Here is a 16094-nt window from a genome sequence, read left to right on the forward strand (position 1 = left end):
CCGTGGTTGCCTTGGTGCCGTTGATCGGGGTGATGGCACTCGGCGGTGAGGCCGGGTCGTGGTACGTGACGCGGCAACGCGCCCAGGGCGCGGCTGATGCGGCCGCCTATTCGGGCGCCTTGCGGTTGGCGTGCGACAACGCGCCACAGGCCGGCGTAACCTGCAGCAATACACAGTCAGTCGATTATCGCGGCAAGCAGGTTGCAGCCCAGAACTCGTTCTGCAATTCAGGCGACACCTCCTATCCCGGCGCCACGTGCGCTACCAGCCTTCCGCAAGGGGTGTCCAAGTCGGTCCAGATCGCCACGCTGGGGTCGTGGAACGGGATCGCGGGAAATTACGTCCAGGCCACTGTCAGTCAGCAGCAACCGGCATACCTGGCCCAGTTGCTTGGTTTGTCGACGATCAACGTGGTCGCGACAGCGGTCGCCGGCGTTGATAGTTTGGCGAAACCTCCATGCGTGTTGGCTTTGCACGACCCCGTTACCTTTCAGGGCAGCGCTACCGTATCGTCGGCAAACTGCGGCATTTCGTCGGACAGTGCGGCGGCGAATGCGATCGGCTTCGTCGGCAATTCCGGCATCTCGGTGAATGCGCCGAGCTACACAGTCGGCGGTTGCTCCCAGACGGGGGGAAGCCAATGCACGGGCGTGAAAACCTATCAGCAGCCGATTCCCGATCCATTAAGTGCCGTGAACACGGCGCTGTCCGCGTTGAAGACGTCGGATTTTCCGAACAAGAACAACAGCACAACACCCATGCCATATGAGACATGCAGCTGTTACAATAGCAACAACAACCCGGCGTTCAGTTCCGCATTAAACGGCACGTACTATTTTTCGGGGAACGTCAAAATCAATATGAATCCAACCATAACAGGTACGGCCACCCTGATATTTTTCGCAGGAGCATCGCTCACCATTACTGGGACCCCGACGATCCAGCTTACGGCAATGACGTCGCCTACCGGGCCGTCCGTATTGTCAGCAACGGTCAAGGCCCTGATGAAAGATCTCCTGATCTATGATGGAGAGGCCTATTCGAAGCAAGGCGTCAACATCAGTGGCACCTCCACCAGCTATTTCAATGGCACCGTCTATGTGCCGAATGCTCCCGTCACCTACGGAGGCAACAGCTCGTCGAGTGCCCCCGGTACCGGCTGCTATCAGGTCATAGCCTACGCTGTGTCATTCCAAGGCAATACGACGCTGGACAATTCCAAATGTATTTCAGATGGGGCAGTAAAGCCTAACGTTCAAACTGTGCGTTTGGTGCAGTGATGAGAAAGCTCGACCAGCGTGGGGTGGCAGCTTTCGAGTTTTGTCTCGTCGGCGGGGCCTTGTTCACCTTGATCTTCGCGATCTTTGATTTCGGACGATATGCGATCACGGTGCAATCGTTGCGCATGCTTGCGAGCGCCGGCGCTCGGGCAAACATCATCAACTGCTACACGCCTGCCGTGATAGCGGGCACATCACCATCCGCTTGTACCACTGACTACCTGTCGGCCGCAGAGAAGCAGGCCATTGCTCCTTTCCTGTATGCTGGCGGTCTCACGCCTACAGTGAGCACGACCGCTGGGGCCTCTTCGCTTACCGTGACGGCATCTTCCAACTTCACCATGCTGGTGCCGGTCTGGGGCGCGTCCTTCAACGCGCCGAGCGTGTCCACCCAGATTCCGTTTTGAGAGGACCGAATCGGGGCTGATCGGGAGGCGGCTCGACGCCGGCTGAGACCAGGACGGCCTCGGCCCGTTGGGTAGGCCGACGATTAGCCCAAGCGGATTACGGAAGTGGTGCGCGCTGGCAACATCGGAGAGTTTTCTCGGGGGGTGCCACGGCCGGGCGGGCCTCTTTCCTTGCAATCAAGGCGCGTGGCAGGGGATGATCCTTGAGCCGCCATTTGCGGGCTGGTGCCGGGGCGTGTCCGGGACCGAACTGGGGTGTGCCTCAGCTCGGCGCGCCGGGAATGGGAATTCGCAGGTAACGATTTGTAGTCGGACAGACTGTAAGCTCTACGGCGTGGTGCGCGAAGGAGAGTGATCAGGAAGTCGGAGGCCGTAAATCTACGGAATTGGCCGTAGGAAATACGGCGAAGGGGATTCGCATGGTTGGTGGTCGCGTATGGGGTAGCGCGGGACACGCGATTGTCGCCTTGAGCATGACAGCTCTTGGCGCTTCGGTCGCCTTGTTTGATTGCACCGACCGCGCAGGGGCGGCAGAGCGGCGGGTCTCGTCCGGCAGCGTCTTCGTCAGCGAGGTGACGGAGGTCCAGCGGGTCAAGGTGACCCTCAACAAGTCACGTACCTTCAGGGTCGATTCGGCATTTTCGACCATCGTAGCCGGCTCGCCCGACATCGTTGACGTGAAGTCGCTAAGCGATCACCTGATCTACGTTCAGGGCAAGAAGACCGGCACCACCAACGTCATCCTGTTCGACAGCTCGATGAAGCAGATCGGCATTCTCGATGTCGAAGTCACGCTCGACATCGGCAATCTGCAGCAGAACATCTCGTCCGGCACGGGCACCCGCGGCATTCGCGTTTCTGCATCCGAGGGCCAGGTGGTGCTGAGCGGAATGGCTGCCGATGCGGTCGCCGCGGAGAAGGCGCTGGCGATCGCCAAAGGCAGCGTTCCTGAGGGCGGCATCGTCGTCAATGCGATGAGCGTTGCGGCGCCGCAGCAAGTGATGCTCGAGGTGCGGTTCCTCGAGGTCAGCCGGCAGGCGGGGCGCGATCTCGGCGTGAACCTTATGGCGGCCAACGCCAATGGGACCAATGTTGGCATTTCGGGGCTGGGCGGAGTCGTGGCCGCGGGCCGGACTCCCATTGGTGGTATCAATACCAACACTGGCCCCTTGGGCGCCGGTGGAAGTGCTGTTGGTTCTCCGCCCACAGGCAGCCTTCCCGTGCTTGCTACGGCAGGCACGCTCATAGGTTCCGCCGGCGGCGTAGCTCCGCCCCCGTTCGGAAGCCTGCTGACGAGCATCTTGCGGACCAGCAACGGCAGTTCGGTCGACCTCCTGATTACGGCACTGGAAACAAAGGGACTGGCGCGCCGGCTGGCGGAGCCGAACCTGACCACGCTTTCCGGCGACGCCGCGCGCTTCCTGGCCGGCGGCGAATTTCCGGTGCCGATCCCGACGCAGTCGGCAGCCGGCTTTCCGACCGTGTCGATCGACTACAAGAAGTTCGGTGTCGAACTGGCCTTCGTGCCCACCGTGCTGTCGCGTGGTGTGATCAACCTTCGCGTCGAGCCTTCGGTCAGCGAGCTCGACTTTGCGAATGCAGTGACGATCCAGGGCACCACCGTTCCGTCCCTGACCCGCCGCGACGCGCGTACCACGGTCGAATTGCGCGACGGGCAGAGCTTTGCCATCGCGGGCCTGCTGCAGACCCGCAACCGGCAGGACGTCTCGCAATTGCCCTGGATCGGCTCGGTGCCCGTGATTGGAAGCTTGTTCAGCAGCAAATCCTATCAGCAGGAAGAAACCGATCTGGTCATTATCGTGACGCCGCGCCTGGTCGCGCCGGCGGCGCCTGGCCAGCAACTGGCGTCGCCGCTCGACTCACGTCTGCCGGCCAACGATGTCGACTTCTTCCTCAATGGCCAGATGGAAGTCCGCAAGCGCTACGACGACTACGTCAACTCCGGCGGCGAGGTGAAGGGACCCTATGGCCACATCATCGCGCCCGATGCGGTCGTCCGCGCTCCGTCACCGGCCGCCGCTGCGAACCAGCCGGTCGTGAAAACCCTGAACTAGAGGAGGCGAGGGATGACCATCAGGTACCTGGCACTGCTCGCACCATTCCTGCTCGGAGGCTGCTACGGCGTTTACGGGCATGACGAGATGGACCGCTACGTCGAGCGCTCTGACACCATCACGATGAGCGCCGGCAATGCAAAAGAGGTCAACGCCGTTACCCACACGATCCACCCGTGGCCGGCATATGTCGGCGATCGCAGGATCGCGTACGATGCGCGGCGCACGGGCGGTGCGGTGACACGCTATGGCAATCAGCAACGCCCGCTTGATCAGCTTCCCGACATGGGCGATCCGACCAAAGCGATGGGCCAGGCGCCGCCGGTCACCACAATTCAGAACGTCAACACAACCGGATTGGGAGCGGGGACCGGAGGATCGGTGGCCGTCGGTGTGGGGGGAGGCGGCAGGTAGTGGTGAGCTGAGGGTCTCAGCCTCCTGAGCATTTGCCGTTGGGAGAGCTTCTGGCGCTGATCTCGGTGTTTCGGTCGTGTCGTCTGTTTTTGTAGGTAGTTTCGCGATGATCTTTCGAAAGGTGCAAGAGATGCGCTGGAAGTGGGGAACGGGGCGAGGATTGCATCGTCTTGCTCCAGCGCTGATCTGTTGCTGCATGGCGACCGGCCTTGGGGCCTGCGACTACACGACGCGGGAGGCCGCGATCGTTGCGCCGGTGGATCCGCCGGGCGGCGACCCCGTGCAGGAGCCGACCGACGTCAAATACTATCCCTCCGACGAGCCGGTGCGGCTGGGGCTGGAGCAATACAACCGCGGCAATTACGGAATCGCCCAGCGCTATTTCAAGGACGCCGTCGAGAAATCGCCGAAGGACGTGACCGCCTGGGTCGGGCTCGCGGCGAGCTATGACCGGATACGCAGGTTCGATCTTGCCGATCAGGCCTATGCGCAGGCGATCCGGCTGGGCGGCGAGACCATTCAGATCCTGAATGACCAGGGATATTCCCTCATGCTGCGCGGCAATCTGAGCGGCGCGCGGCGAAAGTTCGAGAAGGCGTATTCGCTCGATCCCGGCAACCCGGTCATCGCCAACAATCTCGAGCTTCTCAATGGCAGCCGGAAGTTCATCGAGAGGCCGCCGAACAATCAGCCATAAGGTTGATCGCCGTCGCGGAAGAGCAGTTTGATCGAGGCTTCTGGGACGTAGCGGCGTGCTTGATCAGCGCCCGAGCTTGGCGTCGAGAACGGCGCCGAGAATGTTCGCATAGTCGTCGGTCCATGCAACCCGCGAGCCGGGATCGAGGCGCGTCCATCCCTGCGACGGCAGCTCGCCAAGATCCTTTACATCGCGGGCAAACACGACCACCTCAGATGCAGCCCTGGCGTCCTCTTGCGCCGTCACCGGAGGAATCTGAAGTTTGCCAAAGGCCACGAGGCCTTCTGCAAGGCCGACCGCGGCCGCCGGCCCCCGCAGCGCCATATGCCGGTTCGAGATGTGCAGAACGATGACACCGTGCGCAGTGAGGTGCGCCAGATATCCGGCAAACGCTTCGCGGGTCAGCAGATGCACGGGGATCGCATCGGAGGAGAAGGCGTCGAGCACGATCAGATCGTAGCGATCCGGTGACGCCGTCAGGGTGAGCCGCGCATCTCCGAGCACAATGCGGATATCTGGTCCACATTCCGGCAGGAAATGGAACAGAGTCGGGTCGCGGGCGATGCGGGCCACTTGCCGATCGAGCTCGAAGAACGTCCAGTCCTCGCCGTCCTGCCGATGGCAGGCGAGGCTGCCGGTGCCGAGCCCAACTGCCGCTACCCGCGCCAGCCGTCCCTGCGCACGGCGAGCCGCGACGATCGCATCGCCGATCGGTCCTCCGAAATAAAAATAGGTGGTCGGTTCGGGGCGGCCTTTGACCGGCGTCCCATCCGCATTGCGCACGCGCTCGGCGCCGTGCGCGGTCGTTCCATGCATCAGGAGGCGAAATTGTCCGGAGCGGTCCTCGACCACGCGATGCACGCCGAAGAAGCTGCGGACCTGTTCAATGGGAGCGAACAGGGGGTCGAGCTTGGCGATCACGAAGGCGAACGCAGCAAGGCCGAAGAATATGGCCGGTTGCCGACGTACCAGCACCATGACCCCGGCCAGCACAATGAGCGCGATATCGACGGGCAGCGCGGTGTTGGCTGGAATGCGAACGTGCAGCCAAACAATGCCGAGGGTCAACGCAGCCAATGCCAAACCGGGGCCACTCTGCCGCAAAAGCCTGCGCAGCCCGCCGTCAAACGCGCCGGGCATTGCCAGCAGTGCGGCCAGCACCAGTATGGGATACTCGGCGACACCGTTGAATATGTGCGGTGCGATCAACCCGGCGAAGATGCCGCCAATCATACCGCCGAATGAGGTCCACAGGTAGAATTCCGTCAGGCGTGCTGGGTTCGGCCGGCGGCGATAGAGTTCGCCATGGCAAGCAAGCGCTATCACCAGGAAGCTCGCGAGATGCATCCCGAGCAGGACGCCAAAATACGGCCGCACCACAGTAGACGCGGATGCGACGAGGGCCACGGCAGCAAACGGCATCAGCTTCAGCACACGATTGTGCGCTACCCAGGCACGCTCGCGGAAGATCGCCACGAAGGTCAAAAGGTAGAGCGACAGTGGCAAGACCCAGAGGAATGGCGCTGCCGCCAGGTCGACAGAGATTGCAGCCGTGACGGCGATCATAAGGCCCGCCGGGATCGCGGCCAGCACGGTCCACATCGTCCGTTCGGCGGTCGTGGGGGCGGTGTCGGTTCCGGGGCTTGCCTGGTTGATCGAACGCTTGCCCGCGCCGGCGACGATGAGTGCCGCGGCCGCGATCAGCAAGGTCAAAAGAAAGTAACCGAGCGACCACATCTCGATCTGTGTCCGTAACGTCAACAGCGGCTCGACAACGAAAGGATAAGTCATGAGCGCCACGAACGAGCCCAAATTGGACGCCGCATATAAAAGGTAGGGATTGGCGGCCCGCGGATGACCACTCGCCGCGAACCAGTTTTGCAGCAGGGGAGCGGTCGCGGCGAGTGCGACGAACGGCAAGCCCATCGAGGCGGCAAACAATGCCAGCAGCCAAAGTTCGAGCCCTTGCTGTGGCGCCGTTTCGAAGCCTTGAGCGATGCCGACCGGCAATGTTGCGGCGGCAATTGCCAGGAGCCCTAGATGAACGAGAGCCGATGGCCCCGGCGACAATGTGCGGCTGAGCACGTGGGCGTAGGCATAGCCCAGCAGCAGCGCCGACTGGAAGAAGACCATTGCAACTGACCAGATGGCTGCGGCACCGCCAAGCCGAGGCAGCACCATCTTTGCAAACATCGGTTCGATCGCAAACAGCAACAGCGCAGAGAGGAAAAGCGCCGCAGGATACATCACGGGCGCAAAACGCAACGCAGGTGCGGATATCGTTCGTAGGTTTACCTGACCATCAAAATGCATGGTGTTTCTGAACTGTTATACGGCACGCGGTGCCAAATTAACGAGTAAGAATCGCTGTTGTCGAAAACTGAAAAGACGACCAAATCGCCGGGATGGTTAATTCATCCCCGAAGGAAAACACGTTCAAGCATAGCATCATCGCGTGGATTCAGGAAACTCTACCTGTGGGGCGTGCCCGAGGCAGCCAAAGTCCTGTGGCGTGAATCTAGTTCGGCGTCAGCACTGCGTCGACGCGTCGGCTGTTTCTTGCGCTTATGATGCTCGCGCCGTTGCGGGTCGCAAATTTCGCACCGATCAGTCGCGGCACTTTCTCCGTCAGCGACGACGGCAGCGGAATCATTCCACCGGTGATGGGATCGCCGACGTTAATCGGAGGCCCGCCAGCGTCCGCCGAAGGGGCGGCCTTGATGTACTTTCTGATCAACTGCATCTCTTCCCGCGAGGGACTGAGCACGGCCTGTTCGCTACCGGCATCAGGCTTCTTGTTCGCCTCGGGCGTGTCTTGCGCCTCTTCCTGTTGGGCGGCGTCGCGCTTCGCAATTTCGATCTGTTCGAGTCTCGCTAGACGTTCCATCAGCGGAACCAGCTCGCGGCGCAGCAAGCGACCGAAATGACAACTGCCCACTTCAAGCCGAGTGGTCGAGTCAGTTTGCGCCTGCGATGATGATGAGGTTGTTCAGGTGTAGAGCAAAAGGCTACCACGAGGGAGATATATTGTTGCTGCGCCAAAGCAAGCCACGTCACGATAAACGTCAAACTGAGTGCCACCAAAGGCCTAACGATGTCTGAGCCAGCTGCATCGAGGGGTTTAACGCACCGAATCCTCAGTGCAGGATATCATTCGTGGACACGAGGTCGGCGTACCTCAGGAATACGTTGAAGAGCACCAAGAGGCCTTTAACCCAATTCATTCTTGGACTTTTGATGCCGCAGATGTCGGACTGGCCAGATCACACTATTGATGATGTCCACTCGTTCAGCAGGCACAAGTCCTGTTGCGGGATACTCGTCTGGTTTCGGCACCCACGCCGTGCCAAATAGAAAGTCCCAGAGTGGAAAAAAGGCGGCAAAGTTCTTGTCTCGATGCTCCATCAGGACCGAGTGATGGATCCGGTGCCATTGCGGGTTGTTTATCCACGTCACGAACCGACCGAGCGGGATGCGGAGGTTTAGATGAGCACAAGTGTCGGGGACGAAGAAGATAAATCCCGCGGCCAATGCCATATCCGCTGGGATCCGAAACAAGATCGCCAAAATTGGAAGAAAGGCGTCGGAAAGGACCCTCTCCAGCCAAAAATGCCGGCCAGCAGTGATGAACGTAAGGGCATTCGCGCTGTGATGAAACGAGTGCATAGCCCAAAGGAAGGGAATTGCATGTTGAAGACGATGGAATGTGTACTTGTAGAGATCAAGAGCAATCACGACGAGTGCGAGAGAGGCGTACCACCAGTAACCGTCAGTCGGTAATTGAATCCAGCCAACCCCCGTGTAGCTCACAATCGTACCTGCGCATATTGCCGCGATCGGACCGAGCAGGTTTTCCAATCCGATGCTCACGATAACGACTAGCCAATCATCGCGAAACTCGGGACCCGGAACGGGCGCAATGGGCCACCATGTCTCCAAGAGACGAGTGCCGTAGATGACACTTAAATAAATTGCCGCAAGACGAGCGGCGTCTGCGATCTCACCCGACATGAAAAATGACTCGCCGATTCAATATGGTCTTGGGTCGGTAGGGCAGCCCTTCGGCTCTGCCAGCGGAAATCCAAATGCCAATAAAAGAACGAACAAATGATCGAAAGACATCCGTCGTCCGGATGCTGAAAACCTCATATTTCCTTAAACCTTGAGCGAGCGCAAGCCGCGATTTTTGCGGGATTTTCCTTCGCGCTTTTGACCCCATCGCGCATGGGGGGTGGAGGGAATCGCGCACGATGCGCAGCCCCCTTTCCCAATCGGCAGGAAGCTTGAATCACCCACATTAACCATTTGTGTCGACTGCTGTCCGAAGAGACTGGCCGGCAAGAATGCACTTGAGGTCGGCGATAGTGTTCGCTTATTGTTCTCGTGGGCGTGCCCCGCTTGAACCACGGCCTTTCTTCGGCGGCGCGTCGCCCGCGCCTCGGCTCCGCAGCCGCGGCGCAAACCGCGGGGCGGGACGTCGGTTGGTCAAGCCGGCTGTTGGGTGGGAATCCGGAGGGGCGCCACTCAAGCACTGGGCCCTTGAGCCCATCGATCGAAGCTTGAGAAAATATAAAGTTTTTTGGCTTAGACACCCTCCAAATTGCATCCTCGCCGGTCCTTTCAACTCCGCCATTGCCTCAGGATTCTTTTCATATGACCAAGCCGGGCATCTTCAGCATCGAGGGCCTAAAATCGAATTGGGTCAAAGCACTCTTGTTGCTGTCCTGCTTGTTAGTGGGTTGCGCCGACCTCGTGACGACGAATCTGATCCTGGATCTCGGCATGGGCGAACTGAACCCGTTCATGAGGCTGGCTCAGACCTGGCTCGGCGTGTGGTGGCTCATTCCCAAGCTCGGTTTAACGCTTCTCGTGACGTGGCTGCTTTGGCGCAGCAAGAACGTTTACAACGTGGCCCTTGTAGTGGCTTTCTGCTCTACGCCCGTACTAAACAACCTTGTCCTCATCATCGCGGGCACGAGCTGAATCAATCACTTCGCCTGTTGCAGCGGTTGGCGAATGAGGAGGCAAGTGCTAGGCTTCCGCCATTTTCAAGGCGGCTATTTGAATGGACGAGCTATTTGGACTTAGTAGATTTTTGCTGACGCTTTTGATCTTCGTTCCGATCGAGCGACTATTTGCTGCGAGGCGTCAGAAGATTTTCAGACGTGGCCTGCTAACCGATATGGCTTTCCAGTTTCTCAATGGATGGCTGATTATCGTCGGCGTCATCGCTATCGTCACGATGGCCATTGTGGTCAATCAATCGGTACTGCCGTCGGTAGTGAAGCAGACGATCGACGGTCTTCCTTATTTGGTCCAAGTCGTCTTGGTGATCCTGATCGGGGACTTCGGGGTCTACTGGACCCACCGCATCCTGCACGCCGTGCCCGCCATGTGGCACATCCATGCCGTTCACCACGCTGTCGAAGAACTGGACTGGCTCGCTGCGGTCCATCAGCACCCGCTGGACGTGGTATTCATGAAGGCTGGCTCGCTGTTTCCGCTCTTCGCGCTCGGCTTCTCCTCAGAAGCAATCGGGACTTACTTCCTCGTCTACTACTGGCAGGCCTATCTCGTTCATGCCAACGTGCGCTTGAACTACGGCCCTCTACGCTACGTCCTGGTGTCGCCGGAATTTCATCATTGGCACCACAGCAGCGAGATGGAAGCCAGAGACAAGAACTTTGCCGGGATGTTCTCGTTCTACGATTTGCTGTTCGGAAGTGTCTACCTTCCGAAGGGGCAGAAGCCGAAGACGTTTGGCGTCGATCATCCGATGCCGTCAGGATATTTGGCACTTTTGGCGCACCCGTTTCTCGAATGGAAATCGAGGCAAAGACGCGGCGATCCGTCGGGTAGGACCGGAAATACAGGAAGACCTTCAATCTGAAACCAAGCCTGCGCGCCTTCGTTTGGCAAAGACTTCGACATGCTGCGGGTGACCAACGTTATTGTTCGTGTCAGCATAAATCCAGACCTTCATTTCATCCGCTCAAATAGTTCTTAGACCTCGCTCAGTCGTCGTTTAGTGTCGGCTAGCTAAACCTGCGATACCCAAGGGACTCGATTCGGCTCTGGCAAATCTTCTTTTTGCGTAGTTGATTAACGGAGCCTCGATTACGCGCCAGCTTATCTCCGCGAGGAGGCATACGATTGGAAGCGCGACGAAGCCAGAAAGCGGCCGGCCGAGGTCAAAAAATACGTCGTAGACGACCATGTGGAACAGATATAGCGAATAGCAGCGCCGTCCCGGCCAGACGAGCGGACGGAGCAACTGGGGCCGCTCGATATTGGCGCCCAGCCAAACGATGACACAGCATGCGAACGCTGTTACCGAAATAAAGGCGAACGCTTCAACTGTTGCGGCATATGCCACATCGCAAAGCGGTGGCACACAAGCCAGCATTGCCCACACGATAACGGAACGGCAATAGCCACGCGCGAAACAGGCGAGCAGGACGCCGCCGAATAATTCATCCAAGCGTCCCGGAAGCAAAAATTGCCACGATTGATCCGGCAAATAAGCGTGGAACAGCCAGCGCCAGACCGGCGCAAGCAGAATGCCACCCCACAGAATGCGGACTAACCATTGCCGCGGTAGCCAGTAAATCAGGATTGGCAGGACGAGATAGAATTGCTCCTCGATGGCCAGCGTCCAGGTGACGAATGTTAGATCGGATTGAGGAAAGCCGAACTGTAACCAAGGGACGGCTTGCATGAAGAGCAGATAGTAGCCCCAATGATCAGGCGGCAGGAGCGCCAGCAGCAGCCAGTACAATGGCAGGATCCGGAACGCTCGTCGGCCGTAGAACGACGAGAAGTAGCCGGGCTGTTCACGGCTATCGAGCAAAATGCCGCCAATCAGAAAGCCGCTGAGAACAAAGAACAGGTCGACGCCCAGCATGCCATACTTGAAGCCGAAGTAGTGGCGGGCGATGACAAGTGAAATGGCCAAGCCGCGGAGCGCGTCAAGCGGCTCGGAGCGATTCTGCTGAAGAGTGAATTCCAATGCCAAATTACTCATGAAAATAGGCCAGAAGTCACGAAATAGAGCAGGCTACCATCGCATTCAGCAACCGCCAAGCCGCTCGCACGTCGTTGCTCCTGGCGGTTCTTCAGCGCGGACGCGACGATACAACTAAGGCGCTTCGTCCAGTCCTGGCCGCCGTTAAAAGGCGGCGACATTGGACTGACAGCGGCATCGACTAGATCCGCGATGGCTTCGGATGGGGCGCGATCGGATACAGTTCGGCGGAGCTGGAGGCTGTTCGTTCGGTCGCTTGCGGATAGCGATTCAGATTGTACTCATGGCTAATAGAAGCAAGGCGAGTATTACCGCAGTAACGATCGAGGCTTCGAGGTCGGATACTTTTGGTCCGGTCAGTCCGTTCAACCGTTTCTTCATCTGGTTGCTTCCGTCAGTCGCTTCAATGATCGCCAGATTAATGCAGCAACCGGAACAACAGCTAGACCAGCGAAGATGTCGATCAAATAGTGGCCACCTGATGTGAGCGCCGAAGCGATCATCGCAACATTAAGAGGTAAGAAGATCGGAAAAAGGAAGGTCCGTCTGGTGGCAATAATGAGAATCAAACCAAGCGCAGCGTGGAAGGAGGGGAATGTGATCAGCCCGTTGGCCTTGGCGAGCGCGATCTCTTTCAGCTGTCCCGCTCGCAGCGCGACAAAATCTGCCAGATGATAGGCGTCAACCCGGTCCGCGACGCCGAAATGCGCCCAGGCACTTTCGGCTGGAAACAACCATGCAAAGAACATGATGATCAGGAGCGTCAACACGAACAGCCAAACGAAGTGTCGCGCCTGTTCAAACCGACTGGTGGCATTTAGAATCACGAGCAGAACGAATATTTCGAATATGGAGCTGTCGTAGGCGATATCGAGCGCGCGATCTATCGCTGGGCGATCTTTCACCCAATCGAAGAACGTGAGCCAGTTGAAGCCCATCGCAGCGTCGGCGGTCTCTAGCTGGCGGTCGATCAATGGAAAGTTAGAGGTCACGGTCAAATAGACGAGAATCGTGCCGGCGGCTGTAAACGCCACCAACTGCATAGACGTCAGGGCGAACTGCGCAATGCGCCTGTTGGGCCGAAGTCTAGTGTAGATCAGATGGAGGACGGCCAGAGTTGTAAGCCCCACGACAAACGCTGGTCCGAATGAAATTCCTATCCCAGACAGTCTGAGCCACACTGAGTCGATGGCGATCATGATGCCTACGATCAGCCAAAGCGCATTCGCCTCTGTGATCGCGGATTGCTTCGGGGCGGCTGAAACCGACGGCAATACCGTTTCGGAAATGCTCATTAAAATAGGCCCAAGTCATGAAATGGCGACTAGTCTATCATTGCATTTCCGGGTTGGGCAACGGAGCAGGGACCCGTTAGTTAACGGGAGCAGCCGCGGTGCGACCGCGGGTAATCCGTCGATGTTGATCTTCGTCGGGGCGGCACTATGCTCCGGCATCGAAGTCAACAATCGTCGAGCTAATTGCAATGAAGGTCTGGATTTATACTGACAGAAGCAAGGTAGTTGGCGACCCGGGGCACCTGAAGGTCTTTGAGACCATCGAGGCCGCGCGGGCTTGGTTTGAACAAAACGACCCGCAGGGCGTCGCGTTCGAGTATGAGACCGTTGTGGCGCAACGCTATAACCGACCGCTCGAACCATCTTCGGCACCGAAGCTTGACGCGAAGCGGGTTAAGGCACTCCTCGTACTTTCCATCTTGTTCCTTGGGTGCGCCGACTTGGTCACCACGAACATGATCCTGAATCTCGGGCTCGGCGAGTTAAACCCGTTCATGCACATCGCTCAGACATGGCTCGGTGCTTGGTGGCTTATCCCGAAGCTGGGTTTGACGTATATCATGATGTGGCTGCTTTGGCGCAGCACCAATCCTTACAACATCGCTATCGTAGTGGCGTTCTGCTGTACGCCCGTACTGAACAACCTCCTTATCATTGCCGGCACGAACTGAATCACAAAGAATGCCAATTGAGGTGCCATTCGATCGCAGACCGCGCCGCCACGTCAGCGAAGATCGCCTGGCGTAGCGCGTGGTAGTGGCCAAGGCGTTCACCGACGCAGCAGGGGAGGCGGCGCCCACACTTCAAACTCGACCGGCAACGTTGTTGCCGTCAGATCTTGCCCAGTTGGAATGGCCCGTTCATCGTGGGCAAGCCTCCGACTCCAGGCGTAATGGAGCGGCCGCGCTGACGACAGCGGTGAGCGGACTGTGGATCGAACTTGTCGCCCACAAGTCATGCGCCACCGGCAATGGCGCGATCTTCAGGTTCGCCCACCAGGCCCTTTCGTTGCCCTGTCGATGCAACTCTTGGTGATGGGCGCGACACAACGGAACGGTGAATTCGTCGCTGACCTTGCGGCCGAGAGCCCTGGATTGAGCGAACTTTAAATGGTGGGCATCGCACGGACTTTGCCGGCAAACGAGGCAAGGCTGTTCCCGGACAAACAGCAGGTGGGCCTTGCTGCGCTTGCGCACGGGTTCTTTGGGAAATGCGAGATTAGCCGTCGCATCGCTTGGGGTGTCCTCGACGGACGCATCCGGTTTCAAGCTATCGCTTGTGTCAGGAAGCACCTGCTGCACGGCCGCCAGCTTCTCGAGATAGGCAGACTCAAGGGCGCGGGCATCTGGCACCAAGAGGGTGTTCTTCCTCGGCAGTCCGACTTGGGCCCAGGCGAGAAGGTCGTTCTCACTCGTTAAGCAGTCGAGCTCCGCCAACATCTGCTCCCTCAGTTGGGCTGATTGATCCAGGCTGAGCAGCGGAGGCCGCTGCGCAGCACCTTTGTTTCCTTTGACGTCGGGCCGACTGCCGGCCCGAAATTCGGGGGGCGGCGGGGCCGATGTGGCGTCCGGCGCATCCAAGTCGTCCTCGCCCGCGATACCCACAAGGGCAAAGAGAGCGTATCGCCGGGCATAAGTGAGGGCAGTTCCCATCCGGTGTGGAGCATTGATTTCACTGACGGCACACACCGGCCATTCCGAAGACATCCATTCTCCGGACGAATGCGCGAGGACCGTTGTCAAACGAACAAGGCTCGTCGCTTGGTCGATACTTGTCGTTTGAACGGTTGCAATCTCATGGTTCCCTAAGCACTTGCGAACCAGATCCAGTCCGCTCGCTAGAGAGGCGTATCTGAAGCTGCGAGCCTCTTCGCGCGGAAAGACTGCAGGGATGGTCGCAGTCAGCGCCTTTTCCGGATTGGAAAGTTCGAGTTGGGCCTTGGCCAGTGCGCTGGCGATCGCGCCGATCGTTTCGCTAGACTGCTGCATGACCGGCCTCCTGAATAACATGAAAGCTGATTGAACCGGATTTCGAGCGGGTGGCCCTAAGCCCGTGGCCAGCCGCTTCTTTCGCGTCTTCTGGCATCAGCTTCTTCAGCTCGGATTTTGCCGTATCGTGCTCGAGATGGGCGGAGCGCGTCCGATGAAAGACCCCGGCAAACTCCGCCCAGGCATTGGAGGCGCTCATATCTACGGTTCGAACCGCTTCAATTCGGGGGCGTGGGGGTTCAATGCCGAACAGCTGAGGGGCCTCGCCGGTCTCGACGCAGCGCCAGAATTTCTTTTCCGCCGTCAGCAGCAAGTGCTGGTACAGCGGATCGGCCGGAATGGTGATCTCTACCCATTTGCCGCCGCCGGTGATGATCGAGAGCACCGCGGTCCTCGAAGCCGTGACCCACATGTTGTGCTGCAGTTGGGCCATGTGTTTTTCAGCGGCCGTTTCTTCCGAGAACGACCATGGCAGCATGAACTTCGCCTCAAACACCGCACCCCTGGCCTCGACCATGCCGTCAAGCGTGGCCGCCATCCAACGCTTCACCGGGTGAAACACCCGCCGTTGGACCGCGGTTACGGCTTGGCTCGTATTCATTTCATACCATTGCCGGTTCAAATCCTCAGTCACCGTGCCGAGCTGGACGATCAAGTTCTTGGATAGATCCTCCGGCCCAACCTCGCCGCGCTTTTCTCGCCAGAGGCGGAGTAGAGCGGCCTGGTCTTCGCCCATGATGATGCGGGCATCTGAGCCCCCAATGAAGCCGCGCCGATTGAACCGAACCGGGCTGTGAACGCTCATAGAAATCTCCCATGTATATGAAAACATCGTAAGCATATAAATTATACGCCTTCGTGTCCATGGATTTTTTATGGAATTGTAAAAACCCAACGAATCCGGCATCAGAAGG

General features: G+C 58.7%; 15 protein-coding genes. 8 read left to right on the top strand and 7 right to left on the bottom strand.

The window, feature by feature from the left end; all coding sequences use genetic code 11:
* Positions 1–14: 14 nt before the first annotated feature.
* The 5 genes from WDM24_RS15250 (at position 15) to WDM24_RS15270 (ending at position 4873) form a co-directional block, all read left to right on the top strand.
* The gene (locus WDM24_RS15250) at positions 15–1280 is read left to right on the top strand and encodes a pilus assembly protein TadG-related protein (protein ID WP_338832390.1); all 1266 of its coding nucleotides are present in this window, start codon (positions 15–17) and stop codon (positions 1278–1280) included.
* Positions 1280–1687: a TadE family protein gene (locus WDM24_RS15255; protein ID WP_338831749.1), complete on the top strand. Its 408-nt coding sequence runs from the start codon at positions 1280–1282 to the stop codon at positions 1685–1687. The genes WDM24_RS15250 and WDM24_RS15255 overlap by 1 nt, the downstream gene beginning before the upstream one ends.
* Positions 1688–2106: 419 nt before the next feature.
* Positions 2107–3762, top strand: a complete 1656-nt coding sequence (locus tag WDM24_RS15260; RefSeq protein ID WP_338831751.1) for a type II and III secretion system protein family protein — start codon at positions 2107–2109, stop codon at positions 3760–3762.
* A gap of 12 nt (positions 3763–3774) precedes the next feature.
* A complete protein-coding gene (locus tag WDM24_RS15265) occupies positions 3775–4176 on the top strand; it encodes a hypothetical protein (RefSeq protein ID WP_338831752.1) in 402 nt (133 codons plus the stop codon).
* Between the two features lie 160 nt (positions 4177–4336).
* A complete protein-coding gene (locus tag WDM24_RS15270) occupies positions 4337–4873 on the top strand; it encodes a tetratricopeptide repeat protein (RefSeq protein WP_414645722.1) in 537 nt (178 codons plus the stop codon).
* A gap of 63 nt (positions 4874–4936) precedes the next feature.
* Here WDM24_RS15270 and WDM24_RS15275 read toward each other — a convergent pair whose 3' ends face one another.
* The 3 genes from WDM24_RS15275 to WDM24_RS15285 form a co-directional block, all read right to left on the bottom strand.
* Positions 4937–7186 carry a fused MFS/spermidine synthase gene (locus tag WDM24_RS15275; protein ID WP_338831754.1) on the bottom strand — a complete coding sequence of 750 codons (2250 nt, stop codon included), beginning with the start codon at positions 7184–7186 and terminating at the stop codon, positions 4937–4939.
* Positions 7187–7391: 205 nt separating this feature from the next.
* Positions 7392–7760 (bottom strand): hypothetical protein, encoded by a 369-nt coding sequence (locus WDM24_RS15280; protein ID WP_338831755.1) that lies wholly within the window; start codon positions 7758–7760, stop codon positions 7392–7394.
* Positions 7761–8083: 323 nt separating this feature from the next.
* Positions 8084–8884 (bottom strand): sterol desaturase family protein, encoded by an 801-nt coding sequence (locus tag WDM24_RS15285; RefSeq protein ID WP_338831756.1) that lies wholly within the window; start codon positions 8882–8884, stop codon positions 8084–8086.
* A gap of 642 nt (positions 8885–9526) precedes the next feature.
* Here WDM24_RS15285 and WDM24_RS15290 point away from each other — a divergent pair.
* Together WDM24_RS15290 and WDM24_RS15295 are read left to right on the top strand one after the other, a co-directional pair.
* Positions 9527–9856 carry a DUF5658 family protein gene (locus WDM24_RS15290; protein WP_338831757.1) on the top strand — a complete coding sequence of 110 codons (330 nt, stop codon included), beginning with the start codon at positions 9527–9529 and terminating at the stop codon, positions 9854–9856.
* Positions 9857–9938: 82 nt separating this feature from the next.
* Positions 9939–10763, top strand: coding sequence for a sterol desaturase family protein (locus WDM24_RS15295; RefSeq protein ID WP_338831758.1), 825 nt, complete (start codon positions 9939–9941; stop codon positions 10761–10763).
* 135 nt (positions 10764–10898) lie between these two features.
* On the opposite strand, the gene WDM24_RS15300 is transcribed toward WDM24_RS15295, so the two are convergent.
* Together WDM24_RS15300 and WDM24_RS15305 are read right to left on the bottom strand one after the other, a co-directional pair.
* On the bottom strand, positions 10899–11897 hold the full coding sequence (locus tag WDM24_RS15300; RefSeq protein ID WP_338831759.1) for an acyltransferase: 999 nt from the start codon (positions 11895–11897) through the stop codon (positions 10899–10901).
* Positions 11898–12274: 377 nt separating this feature from the next.
* On the bottom strand, positions 12275–13192 hold the full coding sequence (locus WDM24_RS15305) for a phosphatase PAP2 family protein (protein WP_338831760.1): 918 nt from the start codon (positions 13190–13192) through the stop codon (positions 12275–12277).
* A gap of 188 nt (positions 13193–13380) precedes the next feature.
* Here WDM24_RS15305 and WDM24_RS15310 point away from each other — a divergent pair, with 188 nt between their 5' ends.
* Positions 13381–13863 carry a DUF5658 family protein gene (locus WDM24_RS15310; RefSeq protein ID WP_338831761.1) on the top strand — a complete coding sequence of 161 codons (483 nt, stop codon included), beginning with the start codon at positions 13381–13383 and terminating at the stop codon, positions 13861–13863.
* Between the two features lie 189 nt (positions 13864–14052).
* On the opposite strand, the gene WDM24_RS15315 is transcribed toward WDM24_RS15310, so the two are convergent.
* Both WDM24_RS15315 and WDM24_RS15320 read right to left on the bottom strand, forming a co-directional pair.
* Entirely contained in the window at positions 14053–15180 is a 1128-nt protein-coding gene (locus WDM24_RS15315; RefSeq protein ID WP_338831762.1) for an ERF family protein, read from the bottom strand.
* The gene (locus WDM24_RS15320; protein WP_338831763.1) at positions 15167–15985 is read right to left on the bottom strand and encodes a YqaJ viral recombinase family protein; all 819 of its coding nucleotides are present in this window, start codon (positions 15983–15985) and stop codon (positions 15167–15169) included. The genes WDM24_RS15315 and WDM24_RS15320 overlap by 14 nt, the downstream gene beginning before the upstream one ends.
* Between the last annotated feature and the right edge of the window lie 109 nt (positions 15986–16094).

The sequence above is a fragment of the Bradyrhizobium sp. 27S5 genome (genome assembly GCF_037217225.1).
GTDB lineage: Bacteria > Pseudomonadota > Alphaproteobacteria > Rhizobiales > Xanthobacteraceae > Bradyrhizobium > Bradyrhizobium septentrionale.